Source organism: Salinilacustrithrix flava (genome assembly GCF_041228405.1).
Taxonomy (GTDB): Bacteria; Actinomycetota; Acidimicrobiia; order Acidimicrobiales; family Salinilacustritrichaceae; genus Salinilacustrithrix; species Salinilacustrithrix flava.
The window spans coordinates 295,460-309,457 of the sequence record NZ_CP133888.1; the positions used below are offsets into that span (position 1 = coordinate 295,460).

A 13,998-nucleotide genomic window follows, 5' to 3' on the forward strand; every position below is an offset into this window, starting at 1 on the left:
ACGCTAGCGACGCGGTCCCCGTCCACCCTGGTCGATCAGGGCACGACGACGGTGTAGGACCGGGCGGTGATGCGGTCGCCCTCGATCGCGACGATCGTGGCGACGTGGGTGCCGGCACCGCCCAACGCCTCCTCGCCGAGGACCAGCTCGCCACCGGCGAGGACGCGCTCCGGCTCGTCGCCGTCCACCCAGAGCCAGGTGTCCGCGGTGTCCGAGACGAGGACCTCGAGCGGAGCGGCCAGCGTCGTCCCGGACGACCGGGCGTAGTCGGGGTCCAGCTCGACCTGCGGGCCGGCGAGGGCGAAGTGCACGCCGGTGCCGGTCACGACGACCGGATAGCTCGCGGTCTCGATCATGCCCTCTCGCTGGACGTCGCCGGAGAAGGTCACGACGTGGAACACCCCGGACGCCGCCTCGATGACCTCGACCTCGCGGGCGATGCCGTCGGCGGCGAAGGTGGCTGCACCCTCGGCCAGACCACTGGCGAGCTCCTCGAACCCCGCTCGGTCCAGATCGGCCCGGGTCTGCTCGTCGAACAGGTCGTAGGCCGCGTCCATGTCACCTGCGCCGAGGGCGTCGATCCAGGCCACCGCGGTCTGCTCCGCCTCGGCGGCGAGCTCGTCACCGGGCACGACCGAGGTCGTGGTCTCCGGCGGTGCCGTGGTGTCGGTGTTGGCATCGTCCTCGGCCGGAGGCGGCGACACGTCGGGTTCGCTGGTCTCGGGCGCCTCGGTGAGGTCGTCGGCCACATCGAGCTGGGACTCGTCGTCACCGCCCCCGCGGAGGACGGACACACCGACCACCAGGGCGACGACCACCGCCACGGCGGCGACGAGGGCGAGCATCGGGGTCCGGTTGCGCTGGGCGGCGCGCTGCGCCGCCGGGGAGTCCTGCAGGTCGACCACGGTGGCCTCCTCTTCCTGTGCATCGGTGGGGGGATCGTCGGTGTCGGTGCCGCCGTCGCCGAGGCGCGCCTCGAGCGCGGCCCAGAAGTCCGGGGCGTGGTCGGGCACGTCGAGGCGGCGCAGGGCGTCACCGACGAGGGTGTCTCGGGGCTCGTTCATCGGATCTCTCCATGCCGATCGGAGCGGGTGGGGTCGAGCACGGCGCGCAGAGCGCGGCGCCCGCGGTGGAGGCGGCTGGCGACGGTGCCGGCCGGGATGCCGAGCACGTGCCCGGCCTCCTCGTAGCTGTGGCCGTCGCGGTCGACGAGGACCAGTGCGGCCGCGGTCTCGGGGTCGAGGCCGGCGAGGGCCTGCTCGAGGGCGAGGCGCTCGTCGACGTCGCCCTGGGGACGACCGGGGGCAGGCGGTTCGGCGTCGTCGGTGAGGCCGACGACCTCGCGCCGGCGCCGGACGTGATCCAGGCAGGACCGGTAGACGATGCGGTGCAGCCAGGTGCTGAAGCGGGCGTCGCCCCGGAACCGGTCGAGGTTGCGGTACGCCTTCAGGTAGGCGTCCTGCAGGACATCGTCCATGGCGGCCCGGTCGCGAAGCACCGACCAGGCCAGGGCCCGCATCTGGTCGTCGTGGCGTCGCAGGAGGGTGGTGAAGGCGGCGTGGTCGCCGAGGCGGGCGGCCTCGACGAGGCGCTCGTCACGGGCGTCCCGCCGGCGGGGTCTGCCCACGAGTGGGTCGTCGGTCATCTGCATCACCCCTTGGACGTCGCGGAGCCCGGGATCCTTCACGACTTGTCCGAAAGAGTGGGGGACGATTCGTCGGCGATTCGTCGGCTTTACAGAACCACGCACCGATTCGTCGACGAATCGCCGCCCAGTGCCCAGACGCGCCGAGGGGGCGCCGTCGGCGCCCCCTCGGTCAGCTCTCGCAGCGGCCCGGCGGGCCGATCGGTCAGATGCCGATGCGCTGGGCGAGCAGCTCGCGGTGGTAGGTCGGGTCGCCGAACAGCAGCTCGGAGCTCTTGGCCCGCTTGAAGTACAGGTGGGCCGGGTGCTCCCAGGTGAAGCCGATGCCACCGTGGATCTGGATGTTCTCGGCCGCGGCGTGGAAGTACGCCTCGGAGCAGTAGGCCTTGGCCAGGGAGGCGACCGAGGGCAGCTCGTCGTTCATCTCGGCGGCGCACCAGGCGGCGTAGTAGGCGGCGGACTTGGCCGACTCGACCTCGAGCAGCATGTCGGCGCACTTGTGCTTGATGGCCTGGAACGAACCGATGGGCCGGCCGAACTGGACGCGGTCCTTGGCGTACTGGACGGCCATCTCGAGCACGAACTGGGCGCCACCGACCTGCTCGGCGGCCAGGGCGACGGCGGTGAGGTCGAGGACGGTGGACAGCACGTCCCAGCCCTTGCCCTCGGTGCCGAGCAGCGTGGCCGGGGTGTCGGCGAAGGTGAGCTTGGCCTGCTTGCGGGTCTGGTCCATGGTGGACAGCGCCTCGCGGGTGAGGCCCGAGGCGTCGGACTTCACGGTGAACAGGGAGGTGCCGGCGTCGGTCTTGGCCGCGACGACGATCAGGTCGGCGGTGTGGCCGTCGAGCACGAACATCTTCTCGCCCGAGATCGTGTAGCCGTCGCCCGACTTGGTGGCGGTGGCCTCGATGCCGGACTCGTCCCAGCGGCCGTTGGACTCGGTGATGGCGAGGGTGGCCTTGGTCTCGCCCGAGGCGATGCCGGGGAGCAGGTCCTTCTTGGCGGCGTCGTCGCCGCTCTGGAGGATGGTGTTGGCGCCGAGGACGACGGTGGAGAAGTACGGGGCGGCCAGGAGGCGGCGACCCATCTCCTCGAGCACCACGCACAGCTCGACGTAGCTGTAGCCCGAGCCGCCGTACTCCTCGGGGATGATGAGGCTCTGCAGGCCCATCTGCTCGGCCATCTGGCTCCAGACGGCGTCGTCGAAGCCCTTCTCCGTCTCCATCAGCTCACGGACGGTCTCCTCGGACGACTTGTTCTCGAGGAACGAGCGCACGATGTTGCGCAGCTCTTCCTGCTCTTCGGAGAAGGCGAAGTTCACGTTTGGGTCTCCCTGTCGGCGGTTCCTTGACTGGCCGGTCAAGGTAGGCGCGCCGGGCCACCGTCTCAACCCGTGTTGTGTACACCGGTGCTACGGTCGCTGCCGTGGAGTCGATCGGCGTACGGGAGCTGCGCAACAACGTCGCGGCCGTGCTGCGCCGGGCCGCCGCCGGCGAGCGGATCGTCGTCACCGTCGACGGCGTCCCGTCCGCCCAGCTCGGCCCGATCGAGCCCACGACGGCCCCGAGCCTCGAGGACCTGGTGGCGACCGGGCTCGTCCAGCCGCCGCAGCGGCCCGGCACGCAACCGATCGACCCCGCGCCCATCGACGTCGCCGTCGACATCCGCATCGCCGACGTGCTCACCGAGCTGCGGGGGCGGGAGTGACGTTGCTCGCCATCGACACCTCGGCCCTGCTCCGTCGCTACGTGCGCACGAGCGGCCACGGCCTGGTCACCGAGGCCATGGCCGAGGCCGACACGTGGTGCGCCTCGGCGCTCGCCCGCACCGAGACCCTCCAGGCCATGCACGCCGTCGCGGTCACGCCCGGCCAGCACGACGTCCTGTGGGCCTCGCTGCGCGCCGACTGGGAGCGGTTCCACGTCGTGCCGGTGGACGACCGCTGCCTGGCCCGGGCCGTGGACATCGGGGCGACGTTCCGAGTCCGCTCCACCGACGCGATCCACCTGGCCGCCGCCGAGCGCCTGCCTGCGCCGGTCCGCTACCTCACCTTCGACCGCCGCCAGATCCCGGCGGCGGCCGGCCTCGGCTTCGAGGTCATCGCCCCCCGCGAGGATCTCTGAGCCGACTTAGGCTGAGCGCATGAGCACGCTGCACTGGGAGGACACGGCCGCCGAGATCCACAAGGTGGTGGTGGGGCCGATGGACAACAACGTGTTCGTCCTGCGCTGCAAGCAGACCGGCGACGCCCTCCTCATCGACGCGGCCAACGAGCACGATCGGCTGCTGGAGCTGTGCCAGCGCCTCGGGGTGCGCACCGTCATCGAGACCCACGGGCACTGGGACCACATCCAGGCCGTGCCCGAGCTGCGCGACGCCGGCTACAGCGTCCACGTCACCGCCGAGGACGCCGCCATGCTCCCCGCCTACGACGAGATCCTCGAGGACGAGTCCGTCATCGAGGTCGGCCGCCTGCGCCTCCACACCATCCACTCCCCCGGCCACACGCCCGGCTCGATGAGCTTCCGCCTCGACGGCGCGCCGATCCTGTTCTCCGGCGACACCCTGTTCCCGGGCGGCCCGGGCAACACCTCCTTCGAGGGCGGCGACTTCGACACGATCATCGCCTCGCTCGACCAGCGCCTCTTCACCCTGCCGCCGGACACGCTGGTGCTCCCCGGCCACGGCGACGACACCACGATCGGCACGGAACGTCCGCACCTCCAGGAGTGGATCGACCGGGGTTGGTGAGCCCGGTGTCCGACGCACTCCCCTACGACGAGCGCCCCACCGACGACACGCCCGTCCACACCGCCGACCTGCCGCCGACCCCCATCCGCGACCGGAACATCCCGGCCACGGCGTGGGTCGAGGCGCCGGACAGCCTCACCTCGCTCGGCGACGACCTGCCCGATGCGCCGGTCGCCGAGTACAAGCGACGCATCGGCCCGTGGATCCTGTGGCGGGCCGGTCCGGCGTCGAAGGGCCACGCCCGCTACTGGGCCGCCCACGAGGACGACCTGGACCGCGCCTACACGCTCCGGCTGTTCCCGGACGGCTCCGCCGAGGGCACCGGCCCCAGTGGGACGGTGCACGAGCGCTTCCGCGCCTGGAAGGAAGACCTCCGCGACAGCGAGGGCTGACGGGTCCGATCCCAGCGTCCGCTCACCACTTCTCGGGCGGCACGATCGCGAGACCGACAGGCACCAACCGCTCACGCCCGTCGCTCGGACGGTTCCGCACGCACCACCCCTGGGCGCACGACGTCACCATCGTCGAGGACCCACCGCCGTCGAGGTTGATGCCGTGGGTCGCCCCGAGCCGCTCCAGCAGCTCCCGTGACTCGTCCAGCGTGAGTCCGCGGCTGTGGGCCTGGCGGCCGTCGACGACGACGAACCACATCGAGCCGGCGTCGTCCCATCCCACGAGCGTCCGGGGGTGCAGGCCGGTGACCTTGCCGTCGATCTGATCGAGCTCGGTGGCCACGCCGCCCGCGAGCAGGGGCGGGTGCCCGGACACCGCCATCTCGAGCCCGGCCGGCGACTCCACGACGAGGTCGAGGGGCACGTCGGCGTTGTCCCTGGCGAAGGCCCACAGGACGTGCGCGCCCATGCCCGATCCGCTCAGCACGGCGCCGCGGCGTGGGATGGTGGCGTTCCCGCCGGTCTCGAGGCGCAGGACCGTGGCCCGCTGGCGGACCCCGCCGGTCCACTGCGGCGTGGGCGCCCGCACGACGAGCTCCACCGTCCCGGGCGGGGAGCCGGTGCTGGCCCCGAAGTTCTTGTCGTGCAGCGTGATCTGGTCGCGCCGGGTGCCGATGTTGACGCCCGTGATCGGCAGCTGCTGGAGGCCCTCCGGCCGGAGCGCCTCGAGCCGGGCCGACCACTCGATCGGGCCGGTCTGCATGCGGCCGTCCTGGATCTTGAGCTGGTACTGGTGGTCGGTGGGCGACTGCACGAACTGGAACTTGCGCACCACCGCGCCGTGGGGCATGTGGCAGGTCGGGCAGGTGGCGAAGTTGGCGTTGATGCAGGCCACCGAGCCGGTGCGGGCGCACATCGACGAGACCGTCTCGCGCGTGCTGCCCACCCGCCCGGCGGACACGACCGGCTTCACCCGGACCGGGGCGCCCGGGTGCACGTGCACCACGTGGGTCCGGACGGGTGTCGGCTCCTGCACGATCGTGAACTCGACGCCCTCCCAGAGCACGTCGCGGGCCAGCAGCTCCCAGCCCCACTCGTGCTCGCCGGACGCGGACGGCCCCAGGCCGAGCAGCGCGACGACCAGGCCGGCGAGCACCAGCTGACGGATCCGCCTCGCGGACATCCCCACCTCCGCACGGGGTCGCCCCCGGCGGTCGACCTCTGGCGGAACAGTGTGGCAGGCCCTGCGGTACCGTGGCGGTGGTATGCCTCAGGGACCAGAGCTCATCATCATCCTCATCGTGATCCTGTTGCTGTTCGGCGGCGCCAAGCTGCCCAAGCTGGCCCGCTCCCTCGGTCAGGCCCAGAACGAGTTCAAGCGCGGGCTGAAGGACGGCGCCGAGAACCACGACGCGGACGACACCACCACCGAGCGCACCAAGGACGCCTGAACGGCGCCAGCGGGACGCTCGTCACACCCATTATCACTACGGCCGTAGTGGTAATACACTGACGGACATGGCTGCGCCCACCACGCCCCTGTTCGAGATCGACGACCTGCACGCGCGGGTCGCTGAGGCTCCGGCGGGCGAGGCGGCTGCGGAGATCCTCAAGGGCATCGACCTCACGGTCCAGCCGGGCGAGATCCACGCCATCATGGGCCCGAACGGCTCAGGCAAGTCCACGCTGGCCAACACCCTCCTCGGGAACCCCGACTTCGAGGTCACCGCCGGCACCATCCGCCTGCGGGGCGACGACATCACCGACTGGGACGTCGACGTGCGCGGCAAGGCCGGCATGTTCCTCGGCTTCCAGTACCCCCAGTCCATCGCCGGCGTGTCGGTCATCAACTTCCTGCGCCAGGCGCTGTCGGCCCGCAAGGGCATCGATCTGTCGGTCCTCGAGCTGCGCCTGTCGATCATGGAGTGGATGGAGCGCCTCGAGATGGACCCGTCCTTCGCCGACCGCTACCTCAACGAGGGCTTCTCCGGCGGCGAGAAGAAGCGCAACGAGATCCTGCAGATGGCCATCCTCGAACCCGAGATCGCCATCCTCGACGAGACCGACTCCGGCCTCGACATCGACGCCCTCCAGGTGGTGGCCAAGGGCGTCAACGAGGTGCGCAACGCCCGCCCCGAGCTCGGCGTCGTGCTCATCACCCACTACCAGCGCCTGCTGGAGCACCTGCGCCCCGACCACGTCCACGTCCTGGTCGACGGCCGCATCGTCGCGTCCGGCGGCATGGAGCTCGCCCACCAGCTCGAGGCCGAGGGCTACGAGGCCTTCCGCGGGGTGGACGCATGAGCGAGGCGGGCACCACCGGGTCGGCCCGCCTCGACGTCGCCCGGATCCGCAAGGACTTCCCGATCCTGTCCCGCGACATCCGGGGCACCCGGCTCGTCTACCTGGACTCGGCCAACACCTCCCAGAAGCCCCAATCGGTGCTCGACGCCATGGACCACTACTACGAGCGGTCCAACGCCAACGTCCACCGCGGCACCTACCTCATCGCCCAGGAGGCCACCGAGGCGATCGAGGGCGCCCGTGGCATCGTGCGGCGCTTCATCGGCGCCCCGTCGGACCGCAACGTGGTCTTCACCAAGAACGCCACCGAGGCGATGAACCTGGTGGTCCGCGCATGGGGCACCAAGCACCTCCGCGAGGGCGACGCCGTCGTGCTCACCGAGATGGAGCACCACGCCAACATCGTCCCCTGGCACCAGCTGGCCGAGGCCATCGGCATCGAGCTGCGCTGGATCCCGGTGACCGACGAGGGCCACCTCGACGTCGGTGATCTCGACCGCCTCCTCGACGGCGCCAAGGTGCTGTCCTTCACGGCCATGTCCAACGTGCTCGGCACGGTGACGCCTGTGGCCGAGCTCGTCGCCAAGGCCCACGACGCCGGCGCCATCGCCATCGTCGACGCCAGCCAGCACGTGCCCCACATCACCACCGACGTGCAGGCCTGGGGCGCTGACTTCGTGGCCTTCACCGGCCACAAGCTGCTCGGCCCCACCGGCATCGGCGTGCTCTACGGCACCGAGGAGATCCTCGAGGCCACCCCGCCGTTCCTGGGCGGCGGCGAGATGATCCTCAACGTCACCAAGGACGGCTTCACCCACACCGAGCTGCCCTGGAAGTTCGAGGCCGGCACGCCCATGATCGCCGAGGCCGTCGGCCTCGGCGCGGCGTGCGAGTACCTCACCGGGCTCGGCATGGACGCCGTGCGCCAGCACGAGGTCGAGCTCACCGCCTACACGCTGCGCACCCTGACCGAGCGCTTCGGCGACGACGTCACCATCCACGGCCCGAGCGAGCCCGCCGCTCGGGGCGGCGTGTTCTCCTTCGCCTACAAGGACATCCACCCTCACGACCTGACCCAGGTGTTCGACGAGCACGGTGTCTGCGTGCGGGCCGGCCACCACTGCGCCAAGCCGCTCATGCGCGCCCTCGGCGTGAACGCCACCGCACGGGCCTCGCTCTACGTGTACAACGACACCGACGACATCGACGCCCTCGCCGACGCCATGGATGCGGCCGGCCAGTTCTTCAGCTTCTAAGGACCCACGGATGCCAGGACTCGAAGACCTCTACCGCGAGATCATCCTCGACCACTACCGGTCGCCCCGGAACAAGGGCGAGCTGGAGAGCCCCCCGGCCACCCGGGTCGAGGGCTTCAACCCGCTGTGCGGGGACGAGATCGTGGTCTACGTCGACGTCGAGGACGACACCGTCAAGGACATCCGCATCGGCGGCCAGGGCTGCTCGATCAGCCAGTCGTCGGCGTCGATGATGTCGGCGGCGGTGAAGGGCAAGTCGCTCGCCGAGGTCAAGGGCCTCACCAAGGCGTTCAAGGCCATGATGTCCATCCACGAGCAGAGCCTCGACGGCGAGGGCGAGGGGCTCGAGGAGTCCGGCGAGTCCGGCATCGACCCCAGCGAGATCGCCGACGTGCCCGAAGAGGTCAAGCTCGGCGACCTCGAGGCCCTTCGCGGCGTGGTGAAGTTCCCGGTGCGCATCAAGTGCGCCACCCTCTCGTGGAACACCCTGGCCCAGGGCATCGACGAGGCGACCGCAGGCTGAACCGACCTCAGTCGGCGGTGCGCTCCGTCGACGGCGCCACCCGCACGGTGCCGCGCTCGCTGCGCTTCACCTCGTAGAGCATCTTGTCGGCGCGGTCGATGAACTCGTCCGGGCGCTCGCCCTGCTCGGGGATGGCGATGCCGACCGACAGGCCGGCGCCGAAGTCCGCCATCACCGACGCCGCCGCCTCGCACATGCGGCGGCCGACGTCGGCCGCGCCCTCGGGGTCGACGTCCTGGAGGAGCGCGGCGAACTCGTCGCCGCCGATGCGGAACATGCGGTCCTCGCTGCGCAGCACGTCGTGCAAGACCGTGGCCAGGCTCCGCAGGGCGAAGTCGCCCGTGAGGTGGCCGTGGGTGTCGTTGATGATCTTCAGTCCGTCGACGTCGGCCATGGCCAGCGCCCAGCCGCCGCGCCGGCGAGCGCCCATGTTCGACAGCGCCTCCTGGAACGCCGCCAGGTTGCCGAGGCCGGTGAGGGTGTCGACGGTGGCCTGGGTGCGCAGGTCGTCGACCAACATGACCATGTCGAGGGCCCGACCGAGACCGCTGGCCAGCAGCTCGATCGCCTCGCGGACGTCGAGCGCGAGCGACATCGGGGCGTGGTCGGCCAGCAGCAGCAGCCCGACGCCGCGCTCGCCCGAGCGCACGGGCAGCACCACGACCGATGACGCTCCGGCCTCGCACAGCTTCGCCAGCTCGGGGCGCATGCCCGAGCGCTCGGCGGCCACGAAGCAGCTCGACGCGGTCCCGACGTGGTCGAGCAGGCGACGCAGGGTCTCGGGGCTGAGCTGGCGCAGCTCCGGGGCGAGAGGTCCTTGGAGTGACTTGATGTCGAGGCCGGTGGTGCCGGGCAGCGCGAACATCGTCGAAGACATCCCCCCGACGAGTCCGGCGAGGCGGGCGGCGGCGATCTCGACCTGGTGGACGTCGGTGAGCAGTGCCAGCTCGTTCGTGGCCCGGGCCAGCACGTGCATGGCGGTCGCGGCACGGGGTGCTCCGACCTCGGCGATCCGAGTGCCGGCGAGCCCGACCAGCTCGATGAGGTGGGACTCCTGCTCGGCGGTGAAGCCGGACGCACTGACGACGGTGGCCACGCCCACCGCACGGTCGGAGACGTGGATCGCGTGGGCGAGGCGCTTTCCGCCGCCGTGGGGATCGTCGCCGTGCACCAGTCCGCCGGCCCGGAACGCCGAGCCCAGGAGGCCGGACCGGACCGGGATCCCGTCGATCACCTCGGCGTGGCCGTCCTCGGCCACGCAGCGCAGGAGGCCGTCGCGCTCGTAGTACACGGCCGAGCAGTCGCCGATGCGCTCGAGCTCGACCACCAGCTGCTCGGCGACGGCGTCGGCGTCGGCGGCGCCACCGAGGACCTCCTTGGCCGCGCGCACCGTGTCGAGGACCAACGGTGGCCGTCGCCGGCGGGGGCTGGGCGGTGCCCAGTCGCCGGAGGGCTGGCCGAAGAGCGGTCCCCGGGCCAGCACGACACCGAGCGAGCGGAGCTCGTCGAGCTGGTCGTGGCGCTCGACACCCTCGGCGATGACGTGGATGCCCTCGTGCTCGGCGAAGGCGACGTAGGCCCGCACGACGGAGCGGTTGGCCGGATCGTGCACGATGTCGCGCACGATGGGCGGATCGAGCTTCACGAACGTGGGGCGCACCCGCGCGATGAGGGCCAGGCTCACACCGGAGGTGTTCTCGATGGAGAGGTGGATGCCGGCGGTGGCCAGCGCGTCGAGCTCGGAGGACAGGTCGATGAGCCGGTCGACCTCGGCACCCCGCACGTCGACCACGACCCGCGAACCGAGCCGCTCGCACTCCTCGTAGAGGCGGGGGTCGCCCAGCAGGTCGGCGCTGACGTGGACGAAGACGAGGCCGTCGTCGGGTGGTGACCCGGCGGCTTCGAGCGAGGCGAGCACGGCGAGGCCGCCGTCGGGGGCGTCCTCGACCCAGCGGTGGGGGTGGGCCTCCCAGCCGATGGGGCGTCCGGTGCGGAGATCGACGATGGGCTGGAAGCGAGCGCGGCGGACCGGGGCCCCGACAGCGTCGTCGGGCCCAGCCTGCGCTGAGGCCTCTCGCCCGCTTGTCACGCCGTCCTCCACGTCGTTCCGCACACCGGCCGGGCGGACCCCACGGTCCGCCGGTACGACAGGCGCTCTCCCAGGCGGGACTGTACGTGATCCGGATCCGTTGATTTCGGATTCTCAGCGCATCGGAGCGAACGCGCTGCGCGTTCGCGAGGACCAAAAGGGAGGAACTGGAACCTCCGCACGCTCCGGAGTGGTCAGCCCTCCGCGCCGTAGCCGGATGCCTCGAGCTCTTCGACGATCTCGGGGCCGCCGCTGCGCTCGATCCGGCCGGCGACGAGCACGTGCACCACATCGGGAACCAGCTCGCTGAACAGGCGCCGGTAGTGGGTGATGGCCAGCACGCCGAGACCTTCCTCGGTGAGCTGCTCGATGCGTCGGCTCACGTCGCGGAGGGCATCGATGTCGAGGCCGGAGTCGATCTCGTCGAGGATCGCGATGCGAGGCCGAACCGTGGCCAGCTGCACCGTCTCGTTCCGCTTCTTCTCGCCGCCGGACAGGTCGACGTTGAGGGGCCGGTCGAGGAACCGGGCCTCGAAGCCGATGTTGGCGGCTTCGGCGGCGATGGTGCCGGCCACGGCGGCGGGGTCTCGCCCGGCCGCGACGGCGGACTCGACCAGCATCTCCTCCAGGCGGACGCCGGGGACCTCGACCGGGTACTGCATCGCGAGGAACAGGCCGGCCTTGGCCCGCTCCCAGGCGGGCATGGCGAGCAGGTCGACGCCGTCGAGCGTGGCGGTGCCGCCGGTGACCGTGAAGCTGGGGTGGCCGGCGAGCACGCCGGACAGGGTGGACTTGCCGGCGCCGTTCGGGCCCATGACGGCGTGCACCTCGCCCGAGGAGACGGTGAGGTCGACGCCGTTCAGGATCTGCTTGCCCGCCACGTCGGCGGTCAGGCCCTTGATCTCGAGGGTGCTCATCGGTCCAGCTCCACGTACACGTCGCCGTCTTTCACGATCACTTCGTAGGTCGGGGTCGGCTTGGTGGCAGGGAGCACCGTCGGCACGCCGTCGTCGAGGCGGAAGGTGCTGCCGTGCTTCCAGCACTCGATGGTGCCGTCCTCGCAGTCGACCTCACCCTCGGACAGGGAGATGTCGGCGTGCGTGCAGCGATCGCCGATGACGTAGACGTCGTCGCCGCAGCGGACGATGGCCAGGCGGTGGCCGTCGATGTCAACCCGGATCGCACTGTCGGGGCCGACGTCGTCGAGGGAGCAGACGCGGGTGCTCATGGCATGGTCCTCTCGAGCTTGGCCTCGAGCGAGGCGCGAACCACGTCCTCGAGGCTGCCGAGGGCGAGTCCGTCGAGGACCTCGTCGAAGAAGCCTCGGACGATCAGGCGCTCGGCCCGGCCGGTGGGGACGCCGCGGCTCTCCAGGTAGAAGAGCTGCTCGGCATCGACGGGGCCGACGGTCGAGGCGTGGCTGCACTGCACCTCGTTGTTCTCGATCTCGAGGTTCGGCACCGACTCGGCCCAGGCATCGTCGGACAGCTTGATGTTGCGGTTGGTCTGGAAGGCCTGGGTCCCGCGGGCGGTGGGGCGGATCTTGATGAGGCCGGTGTAGACCGATGCGCCCTTCTCGCCCAGCGCCCCCTTGAACAGCAGGTTCGACGTCGTGTCGGGGGCGACGTGGTCCTGGAAGGTGCGGAAGTCGAGCAGCTGGGAGCCGTCGCCGAAGTAGGCGGCGGTGATCTCTCCGTGGGCGCCGCGCCCGGCGAGCGTGGTGTCGATGCGGGTGCGGGCGTAGTCGCCGCCGAAGGCCGCGGTGCCGGCGTGCAGCGTGCCGCCCTGGTCGACCGTGGAGGCCAGCCGGCCGATCTGCCAGGCGCCGTCGCCGAGGAGCTGGAGGGTGCGGTGGCGCAGCGTGGCGTCCCGCCCGACCCGCAGCTCGGTGACCGGGAGGGCCAGGGACTGCACGCCGTCGGGGCCGTGGTGGACCTCGACGACCGAGGCGCTGGACGCCTGGCCGAGCTCGACCACGAGGCGGGGGAAGGAGGCCACGCCCTCGGGACCGCTCGTGTGGACGACCACGACCTGGCCGGCGTCGGCGCCGGCCGGGACCTCGACGACGATCGGTGCGGCGAAGGCGTCGTGGAGCGCACCCAGCGCGTCGGTCGTGTCGCCGAGCACCGAGCCGAGGGGTCCATCAGCGGTCAGGTCGTCGCCGGTGGAGATCTGGACCTTCGAGCCGTCGGCGAGGTCGACGCGGGTGATCTGGCCGGCCACGGTCCACACGACGGCGGACGCGCCGGCGGTGAGCTCGAGCAGCATGTCGGCCCGACCATGGTCGGCGCCGTCGGCGTCATCGGCGGTGCTGGGCCGGTAGCGATCGAGGGACAGGTCACCGATGCGGCTGTAGCGCCACACCTCCTCCTCGGCGGACGGGAGCTCGGCGCCGGCGAAGCGCTCGGCCGCTGCGCGGCGGCGGTCGACCAGCCACTGCGGCCCGGGGAGGGCAGCGGCGGCGTCGGGCGAGAACGTGGAGGTCATCGTGGTCAGGGCGTCCCTCTGGGGAGAACGGGGGCGGGCGCGAAGCGGAGGTCGAGACGACCTCCGTACGGGCGAGCCTACCGAGGGAACCCCGTCGTTCCCCAGCGCCGGACGGGCCGTCCCGGCCTAGGAATCCTTCTTGCGCGACCGCTTGAACAGCCGCTTCCAGCGCGGCGACTCGGCCTCGCGGCGCTCCCGCTCCACGTCGGCCACCATCTCGGCGCCGACCGCGTTCACGATGTCCTCGGCCGCGTCGAGCAGCGCCGCGATGGAGCCGTCGTCCTCGTCGAGCCCGGGCGGCTCCACCGGGGTCTCCGGGGTCACGAGCGTGCCGTGCTGCCAGTTCACGTCGACCAGGCGCGGGGCGTACTTCGGGCAGTCCTCGGGGCACCGCCACGGGGCGTGGGGCGCGAGGTCGAGGTCGCACTTCCGCACCGTGTCCCCGTTCGGGTACGTGCGGGATTCGAAGTACTTGCAGTCCTGCCGCATCGGCATGGGATCAGTGTGGCAGCCCCCTCCCCCGCTTCCTCGCGCGCGGATCGGGCAGGATC

17 protein-coding genes are annotated in these 13,998 nt (G+C 71.4%); 8 read left to right on the forward strand and 9 right to left on the reverse strand.

What is annotated here, in order from left to right:
• Positions 1 to 35: 35 nt before the first annotated feature.
• The 3 genes from RGQ06_RS01450 to RGQ06_RS01460 all read right to left on the reverse strand — a co-directional run bounded on the left by RGQ06_RS01450 (position 36) and on the right by RGQ06_RS01460 (position 2,966).
• Positions 36 to 1,064 carry a hypothetical protein gene (locus tag RGQ06_RS01450; RefSeq protein WP_432428444.1) on the reverse strand — a complete coding sequence of 343 codons (1,029 nt, stop codon included), beginning with the start codon at positions 1,062 to 1,064 and terminating at the stop codon, positions 36 to 38.
• On the reverse strand, positions 1,061 to 1,645 hold the full coding sequence (locus RGQ06_RS01455; protein ID WP_432428445.1) for an RNA polymerase sigma factor: 585 nt from the start codon (positions 1,643 to 1,645) through the stop codon (positions 1,061 to 1,063). Before RGQ06_RS01455 ends, RGQ06_RS01450 begins: the two co-directional genes overlap by 4 nt.
• A gap of 205 nt (positions 1,646 to 1,850) precedes the next feature.
• Positions 1,851 to 2,966, reverse strand: coding sequence for an acyl-CoA dehydrogenase family protein (locus RGQ06_RS01460; protein WP_432428446.1), 1,116 nt, complete (start codon positions 2,964 to 2,966; stop codon positions 1,851 to 1,853).
• 104 nt (positions 2,967 to 3,070) lie between these two features.
• On the opposite strand from RGQ06_RS01460, the gene RGQ06_RS01465 reads away from it, so the two are divergent.
• The 4 genes from RGQ06_RS01465 to RGQ06_RS01480 are packed head-to-tail and all read left to right on the forward strand — an operon-like array spanning position 3,071 to position 4,788.
• A complete protein-coding gene (locus RGQ06_RS01465) occupies positions 3,071 to 3,352 on the forward strand; it encodes a type II toxin-antitoxin system Phd/YefM family antitoxin (protein WP_432428447.1) in 282 nt (93 codons plus the stop codon).
• Entirely contained in the window at positions 3,349 to 3,768 is a 420-nt protein-coding gene (locus RGQ06_RS01470) for a type II toxin-antitoxin system VapC family toxin (RefSeq protein WP_432428448.1), read from the forward strand. Before RGQ06_RS01465 ends, RGQ06_RS01470 begins: the two co-directional genes overlap by 4 nt.
• A gap of 19 nt (positions 3,769 to 3,787) precedes the next feature.
• Positions 3,788 to 4,396 carry an MBL fold metallo-hydrolase gene (locus RGQ06_RS01475; RefSeq protein WP_432428449.1) on the forward strand — a complete coding sequence of 203 codons (609 nt, stop codon included), beginning with the start codon at positions 3,788 to 3,790 and terminating at the stop codon, positions 4,394 to 4,396.
• Positions 4,397 to 4,401: 5 nt separating this feature from the next.
• Positions 4,402 to 4,788 (forward strand): hypothetical protein, encoded by a 387-nt coding sequence (locus tag RGQ06_RS01480; RefSeq protein WP_432428450.1) that lies wholly within the window; start codon positions 4,402 to 4,404, stop codon positions 4,786 to 4,788.
• A gap of 22 nt (positions 4,789 to 4,810) precedes the next feature.
• Here RGQ06_RS01480 and RGQ06_RS01485 read toward each other — a convergent pair whose 3' ends face one another.
• Complete coding sequence (locus RGQ06_RS01485) at positions 4,811 to 5,971, reverse strand: phosphodiester glycosidase family protein (protein WP_432428451.1); 1,161 nt, start codon at positions 5,969 to 5,971, stop codon at positions 4,811 to 4,813.
• An 82-nt stretch (positions 5,972 to 6,053) separates the two neighbouring features.
• On the opposite strand from RGQ06_RS01485, the gene tatA reads away from it, so the two are divergent.
• The 4 genes from tatA to sufU all read left to right on the forward strand — a co-directional run bounded on the left by tatA (position 6,054) and on the right by sufU (position 8,871).
• The gene (gene tatA / locus RGQ06_RS01490) at positions 6,054 to 6,239 is read left to right on the forward strand and encodes a twin-arginine translocase TatA/TatE family subunit (protein WP_432428452.1); all 186 of its coding nucleotides are present in this window, start codon (positions 6,054 to 6,056) and stop codon (positions 6,237 to 6,239) included.
• Between the two features lie 67 nt (positions 6,240 to 6,306).
• Positions 6,307 to 7,092, forward strand: coding sequence for a Fe-S cluster assembly ATPase SufC (gene sufC, locus RGQ06_RS01495; RefSeq protein WP_432428453.1), 786 nt, complete (start codon positions 6,307 to 6,309; stop codon positions 7,090 to 7,092).
• Positions 7,089 to 8,348 (forward strand): SufS family cysteine desulfurase, encoded by a 1,260-nt coding sequence (locus tag RGQ06_RS01500; protein WP_432428454.1) that lies wholly within the window; start codon positions 7,089 to 7,091, stop codon positions 8,346 to 8,348. Before sufC (RGQ06_RS01495) ends, RGQ06_RS01500 begins: the two co-directional genes overlap by 4 nt.
• Before the next feature lie 10 nt (positions 8,349 to 8,358).
• The gene (gene sufU, locus RGQ06_RS01505; RefSeq protein WP_432428455.1) at positions 8,359 to 8,871 is read left to right on the forward strand and encodes a Fe-S cluster assembly sulfur transfer protein SufU; all 513 of its coding nucleotides are present in this window, start codon (positions 8,359 to 8,361) and stop codon (positions 8,869 to 8,871) included.
• Positions 8,872 to 8,878: 7 nt separating this feature from the next.
• On the opposite strand, the gene RGQ06_RS01510 is transcribed toward sufU, so the two are convergent.
• The 5 genes from RGQ06_RS01510 to RGQ06_RS01530 all read right to left on the reverse strand — a co-directional run bounded on the left by RGQ06_RS01510 (position 8,879) and on the right by RGQ06_RS01530 (position 13,942).
• Positions 8,879 to 10,960, reverse strand: coding sequence for a bifunctional diguanylate cyclase/phosphodiesterase (locus RGQ06_RS01510; protein WP_432428456.1), 2,082 nt, complete (start codon positions 10,958 to 10,960; stop codon positions 8,879 to 8,881).
• Positions 10,961 to 11,154: 194 nt separating this feature from the next.
• A complete protein-coding gene (sufC, locus tag RGQ06_RS01515) occupies positions 11,155 to 11,877 on the reverse strand; it encodes a Fe-S cluster assembly ATPase SufC (protein WP_432428457.1) in 723 nt (240 codons plus the stop codon).
• Positions 11,874 to 12,188, reverse strand: coding sequence for a non-heme iron oxygenase ferredoxin subunit (locus tag RGQ06_RS01520; RefSeq protein ID WP_432428458.1), 315 nt, complete (start codon positions 12,186 to 12,188; stop codon positions 11,874 to 11,876). Before RGQ06_RS01520 ends, sufC (RGQ06_RS01515) begins: the two co-directional genes overlap by 4 nt.
• Positions 12,185 to 13,447: a SufB/SufD family protein gene (locus RGQ06_RS01525; RefSeq protein ID WP_432428459.1), complete on the reverse strand. Its 1,263-nt coding sequence runs from the start codon at positions 13,445 to 13,447 to the stop codon at positions 12,185 to 12,187. The genes RGQ06_RS01520 and RGQ06_RS01525 overlap by 4 nt, the downstream gene beginning before the upstream one ends.
• 126 nt (positions 13,448 to 13,573) lie before the next feature.
• Positions 13,574 to 13,942: a hypothetical protein gene (locus RGQ06_RS01530; protein WP_432428460.1), complete on the reverse strand. Its 369-nt coding sequence runs from the start codon at positions 13,940 to 13,942 to the stop codon at positions 13,574 to 13,576.
• Between the last annotated feature and the right edge of the window lie 56 nt (positions 13,943 to 13,998).

What these genes read in the sequence shown, in the direction of transcription:
- RGQ06_RS01450 (WP_432428444.1), bottom strand. Translation starts at nt 1,064, where the DNA reads ATGAACGAGCCCCGAGACACCCTCGTCGGTGACGCCCTGCGCCGCCTC.
- RGQ06_RS01455 (WP_432428445.1), bottom strand. Translation starts at nt 1,645, where the DNA reads ATGACCGACGACCCACTCGTGGGCAGACCCCGCCGGCGGGACGCCCGT.
- RGQ06_RS01475 (WP_432428449.1), top strand. Translation starts at nt 3,788, where the DNA reads ATGAGCACGCTGCACTGGGAGGACACGGCCGCCGAGATCCACAAGGTG.
- RGQ06_RS01485 (WP_432428451.1), bottom strand. Translation starts at nt 5,971, where the DNA reads ATGTCCGCGAGGCGGATCCGTCAGCTGGTGCTCGCCGGCCTGGTCGTC.
- tatA (WP_432428452.1), top strand. Translation starts at nt 6,054, where the DNA reads ATGCCTCAGGGACCAGAGCTCATCATCATCCTCATCGTGATCCTGTTG.
- sufC (WP_432428453.1), top strand. Translation starts at nt 6,307, where the DNA reads ATGGCTGCGCCCACCACGCCCCTGTTCGAGATCGACGACCTGCACGCG.
- RGQ06_RS01500 (WP_432428454.1), top strand. Translation starts at nt 7,089, where the DNA reads ATGAGCGAGGCGGGCACCACCGGGTCGGCCCGCCTCGACGTCGCCCGG.
- sufU (WP_432428455.1), top strand. Translation starts at nt 8,359, where the DNA reads ATGCCAGGACTCGAAGACCTCTACCGCGAGATCATCCTCGACCACTAC.
- sufC (WP_432428457.1), bottom strand. Translation starts at nt 11,877, where the DNA reads ATGAGCACCCTCGAGATCAAGGGCCTGACCGCCGACGTGGCGGGCAAG.
- RGQ06_RS01520 (WP_432428458.1), bottom strand. Translation starts at nt 12,188, where the DNA reads ATGAGCACCCGCGTCTGCTCCCTCGACGACGTCGGCCCCGACAGTGCG.
- RGQ06_RS01525 (WP_432428459.1), bottom strand. Translation starts at nt 13,447, where the DNA reads ATGACCTCCACGTTCTCGCCCGACGCCGCCGCTGCCCTCCCCGGGCCG.
- RGQ06_RS01530 (WP_432428460.1), bottom strand. Translation starts at nt 13,942, where the DNA reads ATGCCGATGCGGCAGGACTGCAAGTACTTCGAATCCCGCACGTACCCG.